This is a genomic window from Sinorhizobium sp. KGO-5, assembly GCF_036245905.1.
In the GTDB taxonomy this organism is placed as follows: domain Bacteria; phylum Pseudomonadota; class Alphaproteobacteria; order Rhizobiales; family Rhizobiaceae; genus Sinorhizobium; species Sinorhizobium meliloti_A.
Genome location: NZ_BDIZ01000002.1, coordinates 892734 through 905795 on the forward strand (window position 1 = coordinate 892734; position 13062 = coordinate 905795).

Here is a 13062-nt window from a genome sequence, read left to right on the forward strand (position 1 = left end):
AGACATGTCCATTCTGCTCGACAAGAATACCCGCGTCATCGTCCAGGGCTTCACCGGCAAGATCGGCAGCTTCCACGCCGAAGATATGAAGCGCTACGGCACCAACGTGGTCGGCGGCGTCACCCCGGGCAAGGGTGGCCAGACCCATCTCGGCATGCCGGTCTTCAACACGGTGAAGGGCGCCGTGCAGGAAACCGGCGCGGATGCCTCAATCGTCTTCGTTCCGCCGCCCTTTGCGGCCGACTCGATCATGGAAGCGGCCGACGCCGGCATCCGGCTCTGCGTCTGCATCACAGACGGGATCCCGTCCCAGGACATGATCAGGGTCAAGCGCTACATGCGGCGCTACCGCTATGAGGACCGCATGACGCTGATCGGGCCGAATTGCGCCGGCATGATCACGCCCGGCGAGGCGCTGATGGGGATTATGCCCGGATCGATCTATCTGTCCGGCCGCATCGGCATCGTCGGCCGCTCGGGCACGCTCGGCTATGAGGCCGCAAGCCAAATGAAGGCACTCGGCATCGGCGTGTCGACCTCGGTTGGTATCGGCGGCGACCCAGTCAACGGCTCGTCCTTCAAGGACATCCTGGAGCTCTTCGAGCAAGATCCAAACACCGATGCGGTCTTGATGATCGGCGAGATCGGCGGCCCGCAGGAGGCTGAAGCCGCACTATGGGCGCGCGACCACATGAAGAAGCCGCTGATCGCCTATATCGCAGGCCTTTCGGCGCCGAAGGGCCGCCGCATGGGCCATGCTGGCGCGATCATCTCCGCCTTCGGCGAATCGGCGCAGGAAAAGGTCGAAATCCTGAAGAGTGCGGGTGTCGCAATCGTTCCGACCCCGTCGTCCTTCGGCGACACAGTGGCGGACGTGCTGTCCGCCATGGGCAAGGCTGCCTGATTGGGAAAGCCTGTCGGGAGCGCGACAAAACAGACGCGGACGGCGATGGGGATGAAGGTGGTCGAGAATACCACGCCTTTATCGACGGCCGCGATCCGCCGGATAGGGGCGCATGAGGATGGGCCGCGGTAGCAACGGGCCGCCGAGGGACTAACTAGGAGGAGGAAAAAATGCAGCAATCACGACCTAGTCGGATCGATCCGGCCGTATTCTGGCCCGCCATGTTCATCATCCTGGGATTCGTCGGCTGGGGGACGGTGTTTCCTGAAAGCCTGTCCTCTATCTCCAAGGTGGTTCTCAACAGCATCATCGACGGCTTCGGCTGGGGGTTCGTCGTTTCTTCGGCCGGCTTCCTGATCTTCGCACTCTTCCTGGCCGTGAGCCGCTTCGGCAAGATCCGGCTCGGACAGGATGACGAGCGGCCGGAATTCCGTACCGCCTCGTGGATCTGCATGATGTTCAGCGTCGGCATGGGCATCGGCCTAATGTTCTGGGGCGTCGCCGAACCCATCTATCATTTCGACAGCCCGCCGCATGGGCAGGCCGCTCCGAGGAGTCTCGAAGCGGCCCTCGTCGCGATGAAGTATTCCTACTTCCACTGGGCGCTTCACCCCTGGGCCATCTACGCGGTGGTTGGCCTCGCCATCGCCTATTTCACCTTCCGCAAAGGAAAGTCGAACCTGATTTCCGCTGCCTTCACGCCGATCCTCGGCGAGGCCGCAAGCGGGCCAATCGGCAAGGCAATCGACGTGCTTGCGCTCATCGCGACACTGTTCGGAACCGCTACCTCGCTCGGCCTCGGCGCGCAGCAGATCAACAGCGGCATGAACTTCCTCTGGGGCACCGGCGTTTCCAAAGGCATCGCGCTGACCATCATCGGCGTCATGACCGTGCTGTTCATTCTTTCGGCGGTATCCGGCGTGGGCAAGGGGATCCAGTTTCTCTCCAACATGAACATGATCATCGCGATGGTGCTGTTGGTCTTCCTGGTGTGCATCGGACCGACAATTTTCATCTTTAACACCTTCACAGAATCGCTGGGCTTCTATTTGAGCGACCTGGTGACCATGTCGTTCCGCACGGCTGCCTTCAGTGACGGCAAGTGGCTCGGCAGCTGGACCATCTTCTACTGGGCCTGGTGGGTCTCTTGGGCGCCGTTCGTCGGCGTGTTCATCGCCCGCATCTCGCGCGGTCGCACGATTCGCGAATTCATCATCGGCGTGCTGCTGATCCCGAGCGGGGTCACCTTCATCTGGTTCACGATCATGGGTGGCACTGCGCTCCATTCTGAACTCTTCGGCGCCGGCGGCATCGTCGATGCTGTCAACAACCAGGGCGCGGCAGTCTCGCTCTTTGCGCTTCTGGCGCAGTATCCATTCGCCTGGCTGACATCGTTGATCGCCATTTTTCTGGTCGCGATCTTCTTCATCTCTGGCGCGGATGCAGGCGCGGTCGTGATGGGAATGCTTTCATCACGCGGGGCACTGGACCCCAAGCCCGGCGTTGTCATCCTTTGGGGCGTGCTTGCCGGTGCTTCGGCCGCGGTGCTCCTCGTCATGGGCGGCCTTCAGGGCCTCCAGACCGCGTCGATAATCGCGGCTGCACCGTTCCTGCTGGTGATGGTCGGGCTTTGCGTTTCGCTATGGCATGCCCTTCTCGATGAGCTCGAAGAAAGAAGGGAGCGTCGACCGGTGGCAGCATCCGCAACGGCGGAAACGGCAAATGTCGAAGCTTCCGTGCTGGTGCCTGACGCAGTGTCGATCTGAGATCTTGCAACTGCACGGCCGGTCCCACGAGACCGGCCATGCAGTTGTGGACTCCAACTGTTGCGCCAAAGGATCGCCGGTGGCAGTGCCTGTCGCCGCCCAGTTTTTTGTCGGGCCGTTGCTACGAAGACGCGCTTCTTCCTGCGCATTGTCGCACTGTCCTTCGGCCCTTCGGGCGTGACGATGATGTTGTACTTGCCCTGGGGCGAGAAGATCGGCGTCGAAGCCGTCGATGGCGCCGAAGATCGTCAGGTCGGTGCCGCGAAATTCGAAGGTGATGGAGATCTCGTCCGTCGAAATGCTATCTCTTTTTCTCGGTGAAGTCGAAGGTCTACCACTTCAGAGGCTGTGCCGCTGCCGGACGGGCGACCGCCAGAGCAAGACCAATTGCAACCGGGTACTGCCGCGCTGCGGTGAGATTTTGGCGCGTCTACTTGCGCCCGCGCTAGTTGCGACCGCTACTTCGAGAGGCGCTGCGCTCGCTTGCCATGCTCGGCTTTCCTGGACATCCGCCACGGTAGGGCGCCGGCGTCGAACTCGCGTGCGCCACCAGGGCCTGGCCACAGCCCCGGTAGGCTAGGGCGAGACTGTGACAGCGGCTCGGTGACAATTCACGACACAGTTTGCATTACCTATAAAGTGCCAAGCGGCATCAGGCACCGCCCATATAGATGTCCATGATCTGTCGGTCGTTGCGGACATCTCCGGGCGTGCCTTCGAAGCGCTTTTCTCCGGCGGCCAGGATATAGAGCCGGTCGGCAATCGGCATGGCCTCGCGAATGTTCTGCTCGACCATGAGAATTCCGATGCCGCGCGCGGTCAGCACCTTGATGCGCTCCAGCGTCTCGCTCACCATGGCCGGCGAAAGGCCGGCGGACGGTTCGTCGAGCAGGATGAAACGCGGTTCCGACACCAGCGCGCGCGCCAGCGCCAGCATCGCCTGTTCGCCGCCCGAAAGGGCTCCGGCCGTGGTCTTGCGCCGCCGCGCCAGCGATGGATATTGGTCGACCAGAGCCTCGATGCGCCTGTCCACGAGCTTCCGGTCGGCAATGGCGTAGCCGCCCATGCGCAGATTTTCCATCACCGTCAGCCGTGGAAACACGCCGCCGCCCTGCGGCATCAGCACCAGGCCCTGGCGCACGACTTCATGGACCGGCAAATTGCTGATCGTTTCGCCGCCAAGCCCGATTGCGCCGCCCCATACCGGCAGCGCGCCGGCGATCGCTTTCAGCAAGGTCGACTTGCCGCAGCCATTGGGGCCGAAGATGCAGGTGATCTTACCGGCTTCCGCGACAAGGGAGACGCCATGGACGATCTCCTGCTTGCCGTAGCCCGCAACGACGCTGTCTGCGACCAACGTGTTCATGTCGGACGCCCTAGATAGGTCTGCATGACTTCGGAATTTTGCACGACGTCCTCGAATGCGCCGCTAGTCACCACCCGCCCGGAATCCATGACGATGATGCGATCGCAGACATTGCGCACCATTTCCATGTCATGCTCGATGACGAAGAAGCTTGTTCCCTGCTCGCGCAGCCTGGCGATCGCTTCCAAGATGATCTTGCGGATGCTGGGGTGGACGCCGGCCGTCACCTCGTCGAGCAGGATGAGGGACGCCTGGCGCATGATCACGCGGCCGAATTCGAGCAGCTTTTGCTGACCGCCGGACAAGTCGGACGCGCGGTTGTTGGCGACCTGTTCGAGATGCAGCAGCGCCAGCGTCTCGTCCGCCCGCTGTTGCGCGCCACGCCAATGACCCTCGGCAGCCGCTGCCAGGAGGTTCTCGCTGACTGTCATGTTCTCGAACAACGCCGGGATCTGAAAGGTGCGCGCGAGGCCGAGGCGGGCGATCGTATAGGCCTTTTTGCCGCCGATCTCATGGCCGTCGAACAGGATCTGCCCCCGATCGGGCGTCTCCATGCCGGCCACGAGGTTGAACAGGGTCGATTTGCCCGAGCCGTTGGGGCCGATGAGGCCTGCGATCTCACCGCGTCCGACCTCCAGGTCGACGCCGGCGGCTGCCTGGATGCCGCCGAAATGCTTGTGCACGTCGCGCACGAAGAGGATGGGCTGGTCGCTTGGCGCTTGCGCTTGCGCGGTCATGCTCACGAGCGCCCTCCCTGGCGGGAGCCGAGAAGGCGTCCGAGCACCGTGTCGAGCACGCTGCCTGATTTCCCACTTCGCCGCGCAAACAGGCCGGCGATGCCGTTGGGCAGGAACAGCACCACCAGGATGATGGCGGCACCGAGAATAGCGATATAGAAGGCGGTATCGCCATAGTACATCCAGACAAGCCGGTTGACGAAGAACAGCGCGACGCCGCCGATGGCCGGCCCCCACAGGCTGCCGAGCCCGCCGAGCAGGACCATGACGACCATCTGGTCGGTGATGTCGCCGCCGAACACGCTCTTTGGATTGATGAAGGTCACCCAGTAGGCGAAAATACTGCCGAAGACGGAGGCGACGACGGCGCTGAGCACGAAGGTCTGCAACTTGACCAGCGAGGTGTTGATGCCCATAGCTTCGGCCGCCGGTTCGTGATCCCGTAAGGCCTTGACCTTCAAGCCGAAGCGGGAGCGCTCAAACAGCAACCAGGTGAGGAAATAGGTTAGGACGGCGGCTGCGAACATAGCGAAATAGAAGAAGCGCTCGTTGAGGAAGGGAGGCAGGCCGATACCGCCGGTTCCGCCGGTGAAATCGACGACGGTGGCGAACTGCATGAGCACTTCGGCGAAGGCCCAGGTGGCGATGGCGAAATAAGCGCCGCGCAGCCGCAATGTCGGTGCGCCGATGACGAACGCGAACAAGGCTGTGACGATCATGCCGATGGGAATGGTGGGGAGGAACGGCACAGGGAAATCCGCCCCCATCAGAATGGCGGTTGCGTAGGCGCCGATGCCGAAGAAGGCCGAATGGCCGAAATTGATGTAGCCGGCATAGCCGCCTAGCATGTTCCAGGAACAGGCGAGCCCCGCCCACATCAGCGCGCCGGTGGCGATGCGCAGCCAGTAATTGTTGACCAGCACCGGCAGCAACGCCAGCACGACGAGGATGACGACGAGGAGAAGCAGGCCGGCCCAACGGTTTTTCATGGTCTGGGCCATCTCACAGTCCGCGCCGGAGGATGCCGCGCGGGGAAACCAACAGGACAAGGAAGAGCGTTGCGAAGATCGCGAGATGCGAATAGCTGGATCCGCCATAAGTCGCGACAAAGGCTTCGATGACGCCCAGAAGCAGGGCCGCCACAAGCGCGCCACCCAGCGAGCCCAGCCCTGCCAGCACGGCGACGAAGAAGGCGAACAGCGTATAGCGCAGGCCGATCTCCGGATTGACCGAATAGATGGCTCCCATCAGAACGCCCGATATCGCCGTGATCCCCGCGTAGAGCCCGTAAACATTGGCGCTGAGACGCCGGATGTTGACCCCCATCAAGGCGGCGTTCTGGCGGTTTTCGGCCGTCGCCCGGATCGCCAGCCCGTAGCGCGTGCGAAAGAGAAAGAAAAACAGCCCGCCGGCGATGAGCACCGCGAACGCCGCCGCCGCCACCCGGATTAGGGGCACCGTGACCGGGCCGATCATGATGCTGTGACCGCTGAGCGCCGTCGGTACGCTATGCGTATTGAAACCCCAGACGGTCAGCATTCCGCCGCGCAGCAAGGTGAAGATGCCGAAGGTCAGCGCGAGCGCCATCAGTTCGGGACGCGCCGTGCGGCTGTTTCGAACATTGTAGATCATCGGTCCCATGACATAGCCGATCGCGCCGAACAGGAAGAAGGCCATCGGCATGGCGAGGAACCCGTCTATGCCGAGAAAGGCCGCCATGTAGTAGGCGAAGTAGCCGCCGAGCACGACCCACGCGCCGACCGCAAAGTCGATGACATGGAGCACGCCGAAGGTCAGTTGGAAGGCGATCGAAAACGTGGCGATGACGCCGCCTATCAGCAGGCCGTTAAGCAGGGTTTGAAGAAAAAGATCCAATGGCAAACCTGTCCGTCAGTCCGAGAAGTCGGCAACATGCTTTTGGCGCGGGTGCGAATTGACGCCCGCAGTATAAAGCCCAATCTGGCCTTTGGAAGAGCCGGCCGTCATCATGCTGCCCGCTGGCATAGCATGTGAGGGGGCGACGGCGGATAGCGCCTCCGCCCGCCTCAAATCGCGATTATTTCCAGCCTGGCAACGGGTAGATGAACTCGGCCGCGGCCGCTTCCTTCGGGCCGACAGCGACGGTCTTTCCATCCTGGATCTGGATCACGACTGGCACCGGCTGGATGTTGTCGTGGTAGTGGTCACCTTCCTTCTCGAACTTGATCGGTCCGTAGAAAGTCTTGATGTCGGTGTCGGCGATGGCGTCCTTGAGGGCGACGCGGTCCTCGGGGGTGAGCGAAGGCTTCTTGCCCAGTCGCTTGGCGGCATCGGCGAAGACGAGGCCGCTGGCCGAGCAGGCGGCTTCCGTGTAGTCGGGCTCATGGCCGAACTTTGCCTGGGCCCGCGCGACATAGTCCTGTGCGGTGCCGAACAGGTCGTCCTTGTAGGGCACCGTAGGCAGCCATACGGCGACGCCGGAGGTGCCGTTCGCATCGGCGCCGAGCGCTTTGGCGAAGGCCGGATTGGTCACGCCGTAATGCATGATTAGGGCTTTTGGCCGATAATTCAGCGATTTCGACGTCTTGATCACATTTATTAGCGGCTCTTCATGCCCGCCCACCGCGACGATGTCAGGGTTGAGGGCGGCGATCTTGGACATTACGGGGGTGAGATCGCCGGAAGCCGGAACGAGCTCGTAGGCGACGACTTCGAGACCTGCTTCCTTGGCGCCGCGCTGGAAGCCTTCGCCGGTCTCCTTCGAAAAGGGTTCGTTGACCCCGATCACCGCGATCGTCTTCGCCTTCGGGTTTGACAGCGCCACCAGCACGCCCAGCGACTGGCCGGATGTCGTGTCGACGGAAGGGATGATGCCAAAATTGAATTCCGGCTTGGCCAACCAGACATTGGGCGACTCGGCCGAACCGGAAATCATCGGAACCTGGTATTTCTGGCAGATCGGCTGAACGGCGATTGTCGAGCCACTGGTGTAGGGGCCGAGCAGGAAATCGACCTCGTTCTGCACGATCAGCCGTTCGGCGGCGTCGGCGCCGGTGGCCGGATTGCTCTGGTCGTCGCCATAGAACATCTCGACCATGAAACGCTCACCGCCGACCTCGACACCGCCCTTCTCGTTGGCGGCCTCGGCCCAGAGCTCGTATCCGTTCTTGGTCAAATTGCCGCCCGAAATATTCTCGCCCGACAGAGACGTGATGACGCCGGCCTTGAAAGTCGGCGCCTGGGCGCGCGCGGTCCGCACGAACGGCATGGCAATCGTGCCGTTGGCAAGCGCCAGGGCGCTGCCGCCGAGAAATGTGCGTCGAGAAAAGCTTACGTCTTTCTTTGGCATGATGGTCCTCCCTGCATTCGTTCCTCAAGTTGCAGGATAGGTCCGCACACCACACAAATCTACCGGAAACGCTCACTGCAGCTCTATGGAAATCCGTATTTGCAGCGCATCCCAGCACTTCGTGCTGGTCGCCCCTATGGCGACCCGCGCGACAGAAGCCATGTTGGTCCTCCCTTTCGAATGCCGTCGAATCGCATTCCGTTGACCTTGGCGTAATATTACGCTCATGCACCAAGTTGACCAAGAATTCGGCATTCTCTTTTCTGAGATCGCGCCTGCGAATCTGAGACAATGCTCCCCGCGGAAGCGCCAAATCCCGTCGTATGCCCCAAGGCGAAACCCCTTTGGGATTAGCTCCCAGGGGGCCGAGATCCGACTTCGAGCGCCCCCTGCCTCTGCTGAGGGACCGCTATTGGGCGAAGGAGACCTGGACGTCTCCGATGGATGGGAGAGCGACCGCCGAGAAGCGGGGTGCGACGGCTGCGATGCGCCGAAATTCCTCGTCGCGGAGACCCGCATTTCCCTTGCCTTTGTGAAAGCGCTATACCGCCAAGGATGAGGGCGATACCGGTTGTGGAGGGAAGGCAACCAACGCCTGGAAACAGTCGACTGCGGGACAGGAGAGGCGCAGGCAAGGCATGCTGACGTTCGTGACGCTCACCTAGCCGCGGCGCGAACGTCGCGCCGGAAATCCGAAAGCGGCATGCCGGCGATCTGCCGGAAAGCCTTGTTGTAGGCGCTCGCCGAACCGAAGCCGCTATCCATCGCCACCTGCAGAATGCTGTCGTTGCCATTAATAGAACAGGCAGGAGCAGAGGGTCAGTTGCAACCTTCGCCGACGGAAACCGGCACCAAACCAAATTCCATCGCCCCAAGAATTCCGTAGATTGCGTTTTCACACGTGCCGAAGAGTTCTCAACTCCCTGAATGCAACGATGCTCGCGCGTTCGCCACCGAGTCATGATAAAGCGGGACCTGGTGAGGTTGCGCGCCGATAGCCGGTCGCGCAATCCACGCCTTGAGAAGCACCTCTCTTCCGTATTCTCTGGGAAGTGGTTTCAGCGGAGTTGGAGTGCTTGCCACAGAGGGCGCAGTTTGCTTTCGTTCCTGCGTTTCAATTTGGGAAGAAACCAATGACGGTGCAGCGGCGGAGGCGGATCATAAAACGGCGGCGGAGTTCTGTTGGTCTTGCGCTTGTCGCTGCAATATCGTTCCTGGCGGGCATGACCGACGCCATAGGACTCATGTCCATCGGAGACTTCGTGTCCTTCATGAGCGGCAACACGACTCGTGCGTCCGTCGCCCTCGTCCAAGGCGATGCCGCTCAAGGGTTGCTTCTCATCGGAGGGCTGGTCAGCTTCGTATTCGGGAACGCCGCGGGCGTGATCGTATCGATCCGGCTTAGACCGCAAGCCGCCTTGTTGTTTGTATCGGTTCTCCTCGCATGCGCCGCGTTGCAAGAAGGCCAACCAGAACTCCGTTTCGTTTTGCTCATTTTCGCCATGGGAGCGGTCAACGCCTCTGTCGAGCAGATCGAAGGTCTGCCGGTTGGTTTGACGTACGTCACGGGGGCACTCTCGCGCTTCGGCCGTGGACTCGGGCGGTGGGCGATGGGCGTCCGCAACACGCAGTGGATCATTCAGATCGTGCCGTGGCTCGGCATGTTTGCAGGAGCCATCATGGGCGCGGTCCTGGTGCGAGAAGCAGGGGATCTCGCTCTATGGGTGCCGTCGCTTGCTGCCCTGTTGCTTACTGCCGCAGCGTTCCAGATACCCCGCCGCTGGCAAAGTAGGTTCATCCAAAATCGTTAAGGCGAATGTGCCCGTGCTGTCCCTCTGCCACCGCATCCAAGGCAGGGTTGCCAGCCAGGTCGGGCGGCCCTGGTTTGTGCGGGCCACCGTCTCGCTTCTGAGACAACTTTCTCGTGGAAATGCCCTTCTTTGATGCCCGTCAAGGAACGCTGGCTCGCCCAGCCGCTAAGCTCTTGCTCGTTAGCGCTGCTCGAAGGAGGTGCGCAATGCCGGCTTCGCCGGCGCCAACATTGAGCTTTGGAGGATATCGACATGACGATGACAGCCGCTGTGGTCCGAGAGTTCGGCAAGCCGCTTGTGATTGAGGAAGTTCCGGTTCCGCAGCCAGAACCCGGACAGGTCCTGATCAAATACGAGGCCACGGGCGTGTGCCACACTGACCTGCATGCCGCCAAGGGCGACTGGCCGGTGAGACCCAATCCGCCTTTCATTCCCGGTCACGAGGGCGTTGGCTACGTTGCCAAGCTCGGCGCCGGCGTCACGCACCTGAAGGAAGGGGACCGGGTCGGCGTGCCGTGGTTGCACACCGCCTGCGGCTGCTGCACACCGTGCCGCACCGGCTGGGAGACGCTCTGCGGCAGCCAGCAGAATACCGGCTACTCGGTCGACGGCACTTTTGCCCAATATGGCCTAGCTGATCCCGATTACGTCGGGCGGCTGCCCAGGACGTTGGAATTCGGACCGGCGGCTCCGGTGCTCTGTGCCGGCGTGACAGTCTACAAAGGCCTGAAGGAGACCGAGGTCAGACCCGGAGAATGGGTTCTCGTCTCCGGCATCGGCGGCCTCGGCCACATGGCCGTCCAGTACGCCAAGGCCATGGGCATGCATGTCGCCGCAGCCGACATATTCTCCGACAAGCTCGCCCTTGCCGAGAACCTCGGCGCCGATCTCGTTGTCGACGCGCGGGCGCCCGACGTGGTCAAAGAGGTGCAGAGGCGAACAGGCGGCCTGCACGGCGCGCTGGTCACGGCAGTCTCGCCGAAGGCCATGGAACAGGCCTACAGCATGCTGCGTTCGAAAGGTACGATGGCGCTGGTCGGTCTGCCGCCCGGGCAGATCTGCCTGCCGGTGTTCGACACGGTGCTGAAGCGTATCACGGTGCGGGGTTCGATCGTCGGCACCCGCCAGGATCTCGAGGAGGCATTAGAATTTGCCGGCGAGGGCAAGGTCGCGGCCCACTTCTCCTGGGACAAGATCGAGAACATCAACGCCATTTTCGAGCGGATGGAAGAAGGCAAGATAGACGGCCGTATCGTTCTCGATCTGAACGGTTGAGTCTTCGATTACAGACCGCGGTGTCGACGAGACTACCGCCTGGCGACCTATCCGGTAGACAGACGGTAGTCTCACTCTTGGTCTAAGCGGCAGCGATATGAGTGGCGCGGGAGCGTCTGGGAAGCCTCGATGTCAATCTAATTCATTCTCACGCCCGGTATGTAACTGGGGACAGCGCAAAGCTTATTTATTGGATTCAGTGAGTTCCCCGAAGAGCAGACCAATTATCAAAGCTTGCGCTCCCAACAGTCGGCTATCGCGGCTTCATTTTCTTACCGGCCGTCAGGGTCGGATGCGGAGAGGACGGCACGTGTCACGAAGAACACGCCGATCTGTACCGCTGGCGTGCTTTTGCTCCTCCTGGAGCGCTTCGAAAAGAGAACTCATCTCCCCAAGAGCGATGGTCTGAGACATGACGATGTCCAGTGCCGCTTCTCGCCAGGGGGTTCGCTTCAAGGCGTTCATACAGTCCATCCCTTCATTATACTGAGTGGCTTCACTCATCGATCCCGGCAGACGCGCAACTGGCGCTTTCGGAAATCTCCTTCACCATGTCGCTTGTAAACTGAAGCTGGCGCGATTGTCTCAACAGACTTGAACCCAGTTCGGCGGTCGCGGCGATGTCGCCGAAGAGCAGGCCGGCTTCAACAATCATGCCATCGTCCAGCGCCGCGGGTTCGTTCGAGTCGAAATCAGCAAGCAGCACGAGCAGCGCCTCGATCCTTCGCCGTTGCTCATCGGCAGCGGCCAGCAGGCGCTGCGCGATTCGGTTCCGTTCAAGTCTTTCCAGGTCGCGCAGCGCCCCGTCCACTCGGTCGCGGCATTCACAATCGATGGCGCTGCTCAGGACCGCGCCACGCATGCGCCCGACTGCGCGGCTGATCTCCTCGTTTGCTTTTGCGAAGGTCGATGCGATTTCCAATGCGGAATCGTTCGCTTTCATGCGTTTGCTCCGTGTGCAATGTTGCGTGCGCGGGCGACCCAGGCGGCGCCTTCCTGTCCGTGGTGAAACCCGTTGGAGAACGGGGCGGCGGGATAGATCTGCCGCAGCCGGACGAGACCGTCCTCAGCATCCACGCGGCCGTGCAGGACCTCGTCGTAGAGACGGGCGACCGCCACCATGTCGCAATCTTGTGGCGAAAGGCGAAAGCGACTCACTCCGGAACCGATGAGGGCCGACAGATCGGCTAGGAGCGCCTGACAGGTGAAGGAAACCGTCTGGACGCCGTTGAGTGCCAGAAAGGACTGCCCGTCGAGCGTGTTTACGGGCAGTCCGTCAGGATCGTCCTTGCAGACGAACTGGCAGTTGTCCTTGATGTGCCCCTTGGCGCGGGCATGGGCGCAGCGGGCCGAAATTGCAAGTGGCATGCGGCCGAAGGCGAGCACTTCGAAGGCGACGCCGGGCGTTTGCGAAACGATCTCGTCGATTGAACTTGCCGGAAGTTCGGGGGGCAGGCATATGCTCCTTGCGCCCCGCCTCGCAAGCACGCGGGCCGTCGCAGCGTTGTAGACGTTGACAAGCGGCCCGATCCAGTGCGGCTCGCCTTCAAGCAGGGCCAGAGCGGAGAGATCGTTCGCCTCGACGGGGTAGGGGCTGTCGGCAACCAGACTGCGCACATACTGGCTCTCGCGCTCGAGCGTCACGAGGGCGAGGGTGGAAAAGACGATGCGTTTTCCCGCCGCCAGGAGCCGCTCGATCACCGGCGGGAAATGGGGATCGGTAAAGTGCAGCCGCTTCGAGCAGACGGTCTCTCCGATGACGACGTGGGTCACCGGAGCCTCGTCTGCGATGCGAAAGTAGAAGTCCCGCCATTTTTCCCCCTCCCAGAGATAGAGGACCGGACCGAGCGTCAGCGTGGGTTTGCCGGCATTCAT

Annotated in this window: 11 protein-coding genes and 3 pseudogenes; 5 read left to right on the forward strand and 9 right to left on the reverse strand. The window is 61.8% G+C overall.

The genetic code is table 11. The features are described 5' to 3' along the window. Window positions 1–4 precede the first annotated feature (4 nt). From sucD to BHD07_RS13550, 3 genes and pseudogenes are all read left to right on the forward strand, one after another. Window positions 5–904, forward strand: a complete 900-nt coding sequence (gene sucD, locus BHD07_RS13545; RefSeq protein WP_324765232.1) for a succinate--CoA ligase subunit alpha — start codon at window positions 5–7, stop codon at window positions 902–904. 12 nt (window positions 905–916) lie between these two features. Continuing rightward, a pseudogene (locus BHD07_RS31925) lies at window positions 917–1020 on the forward strand (D-glycerate dehydrogenase); the annotation flags it as partial. Window positions 1021–1074: 54 nt separating this feature from the next. Continuing rightward, a complete protein-coding gene (locus BHD07_RS13550; protein WP_338280726.1) occupies window positions 1075–2670 on the forward strand; it encodes a BCCT family transporter in 1596 nt (531 codons plus the stop codon). Window positions 2671–2795: 125 nt separating this feature from the next. Here BHD07_RS13550 and BHD07_RS13555 read toward each other — a convergent pair. From BHD07_RS13555 to BHD07_RS13585, 7 genes and pseudogenes are all read right to left on the reverse strand, one after another. Then, window positions 2796–3058, reverse strand: a pseudogene (locus BHD07_RS13555) (TIGR02186 family protein); the annotation flags it as partial. A gap of 264 nt (window positions 3059–3322) precedes the next feature. After that, entirely contained in the window at window positions 3323–4036 is a 714-nt protein-coding gene (locus BHD07_RS13560) for an ABC transporter ATP-binding protein (protein ID WP_338280727.1), read from the reverse strand. Beyond that, window positions 4033–4773, reverse strand: a complete 741-nt coding sequence (locus tag BHD07_RS13565; protein ID WP_338280959.1) for an ABC transporter ATP-binding protein — start codon at window positions 4771–4773, stop codon at window positions 4033–4035. Before BHD07_RS13565 ends, BHD07_RS13560 begins: the two co-directional genes overlap by 4 nt. A gap of 2 nt (window positions 4774–4775) precedes the next feature. Continuing rightward, window positions 4776–5762: a branched-chain amino acid ABC transporter permease gene (locus BHD07_RS13570; protein WP_338280729.1), complete on the reverse strand. Its 987-nt coding sequence runs from the start codon at window positions 5760–5762 to the stop codon at window positions 4776–4778. A gap of 13 nt (window positions 5763–5775) precedes the next feature. Further along, window positions 5776–6648, reverse strand: coding sequence for a branched-chain amino acid ABC transporter permease (locus tag BHD07_RS13575; RefSeq protein WP_338280731.1), 873 nt, complete (start codon window positions 6646–6648; stop codon window positions 5776–5778). A 181-nt stretch (window positions 6649–6829) separates the two neighbouring features. Further along, window positions 6830–8101 carry an amino acid ABC transporter substrate-binding protein gene (locus BHD07_RS13580; RefSeq protein WP_338280732.1) on the reverse strand — a complete coding sequence of 424 codons (1272 nt, stop codon included), beginning with the start codon at window positions 8099–8101 and terminating at the stop codon, window positions 6830–6832. Between the two features lie 657 nt (window positions 8102–8758). Beyond that, window positions 8759–8896, reverse strand: a pseudogene (locus BHD07_RS13585) (helix-turn-helix domain-containing protein); the annotation flags it as partial. 338 nt (window positions 8897–9234) lie between these two features. Here BHD07_RS13585 and BHD07_RS13590 point away from each other — a divergent pair. Together BHD07_RS13590 and adhP are read left to right on the forward strand one after the other, a co-directional pair. Continuing rightward, on the forward strand, window positions 9235–9912 hold the full coding sequence (locus BHD07_RS13590; RefSeq protein ID WP_324765239.1) for a YoaK family protein: 678 nt from the start codon (window positions 9235–9237) through the stop codon (window positions 9910–9912). Between the two features lie 252 nt (window positions 9913–10164). Beyond that, window positions 10165–11187 (forward strand): alcohol dehydrogenase AdhP, encoded by a 1023-nt coding sequence (gene adhP / locus BHD07_RS13595; protein ID WP_338280735.1) that lies wholly within the window; start codon window positions 10165–10167, stop codon window positions 11185–11187. A gap of 496 nt (window positions 11188–11683) precedes the next feature. Here adhP and BHD07_RS13600 read toward each other — a convergent pair whose 3' ends face one another. Both BHD07_RS13600 and ubiV read right to left on the reverse strand, forming a co-directional pair. After that, complete coding sequence (locus tag BHD07_RS13600) at window positions 11684–12130, reverse strand: hypothetical protein (protein WP_338280737.1); 447 nt, start codon at window positions 12128–12130, stop codon at window positions 11684–11686. Then, window positions 12127–13062 (reverse strand): ubiquinone anaerobic biosynthesis protein UbiV, encoded by a 936-nt coding sequence (gene ubiV / locus BHD07_RS13605; RefSeq protein ID WP_324765242.1) that lies wholly within the window; start codon window positions 13060–13062, stop codon window positions 12127–12129. The genes BHD07_RS13600 and ubiV overlap by 4 nt, the downstream gene beginning before the upstream one ends.

What these genes read in the sequence shown, in the direction of transcription:
- sucD (WP_324765232.1), top strand. Translation starts at nt 5, where the DNA reads ATGTCCATTCTGCTCGACAAGAATACCCGCGTCATCGTCCAGGGCTTC.
- BHD07_RS13550 (WP_338280726.1), top strand. Translation starts at nt 1,075, where the DNA reads ATGCAGCAATCACGACCTAGTCGGATCGATCCGGCCGTATTCTGGCCC.
- BHD07_RS13560 (WP_338280727.1), bottom strand. Translation starts at nt 4,036, where the DNA reads ATGAACACGTTGGTCGCAGACAGCGTCGTTGCGGGCTACGGCAAGCAG.
- BHD07_RS13565 (WP_338280959.1), bottom strand. Translation starts at nt 4,773, where the DNA reads ATGACCGCGCAAGCGCAAGCGCCAAGCGACCAGCCCATCCTCTTCGTG.
- BHD07_RS13570 (WP_338280729.1), bottom strand. Translation starts at nt 5,762, where the DNA reads ATGAAAAACCGTTGGGCCGGCCTGCTTCTCCTCGTCGTCATCCTCGTC.
- BHD07_RS13580 (WP_338280732.1), bottom strand. Translation starts at nt 8,101, where the DNA reads ATGCCAAAGAAAGACGTAAGCTTTTCTCGACGCACATTTCTCGGCGGC.
- BHD07_RS13590 (WP_324765239.1), top strand. Translation starts at nt 9,235, where the DNA reads ATGACGGTGCAGCGGCGGAGGCGGATCATAAAACGGCGGCGGAGTTCT.
- adhP (WP_338280735.1), top strand. Translation starts at nt 10,165, where the DNA reads ATGACGATGACAGCCGCTGTGGTCCGAGAGTTCGGCAAGCCGCTTGTG.
- BHD07_RS13600 (WP_338280737.1), bottom strand. Translation starts at nt 12,130, where the DNA reads ATGAAAGCGAACGATTCCGCATTGGAAATCGCATCGACCTTCGCAAAA.
- ubiV (WP_324765242.1), bottom strand. Translation starts at nt 13,062, where the DNA reads ATGAATGCCGGCAAACCCACGCTGACGCTCGGTCCGGTCCTCTATCTC.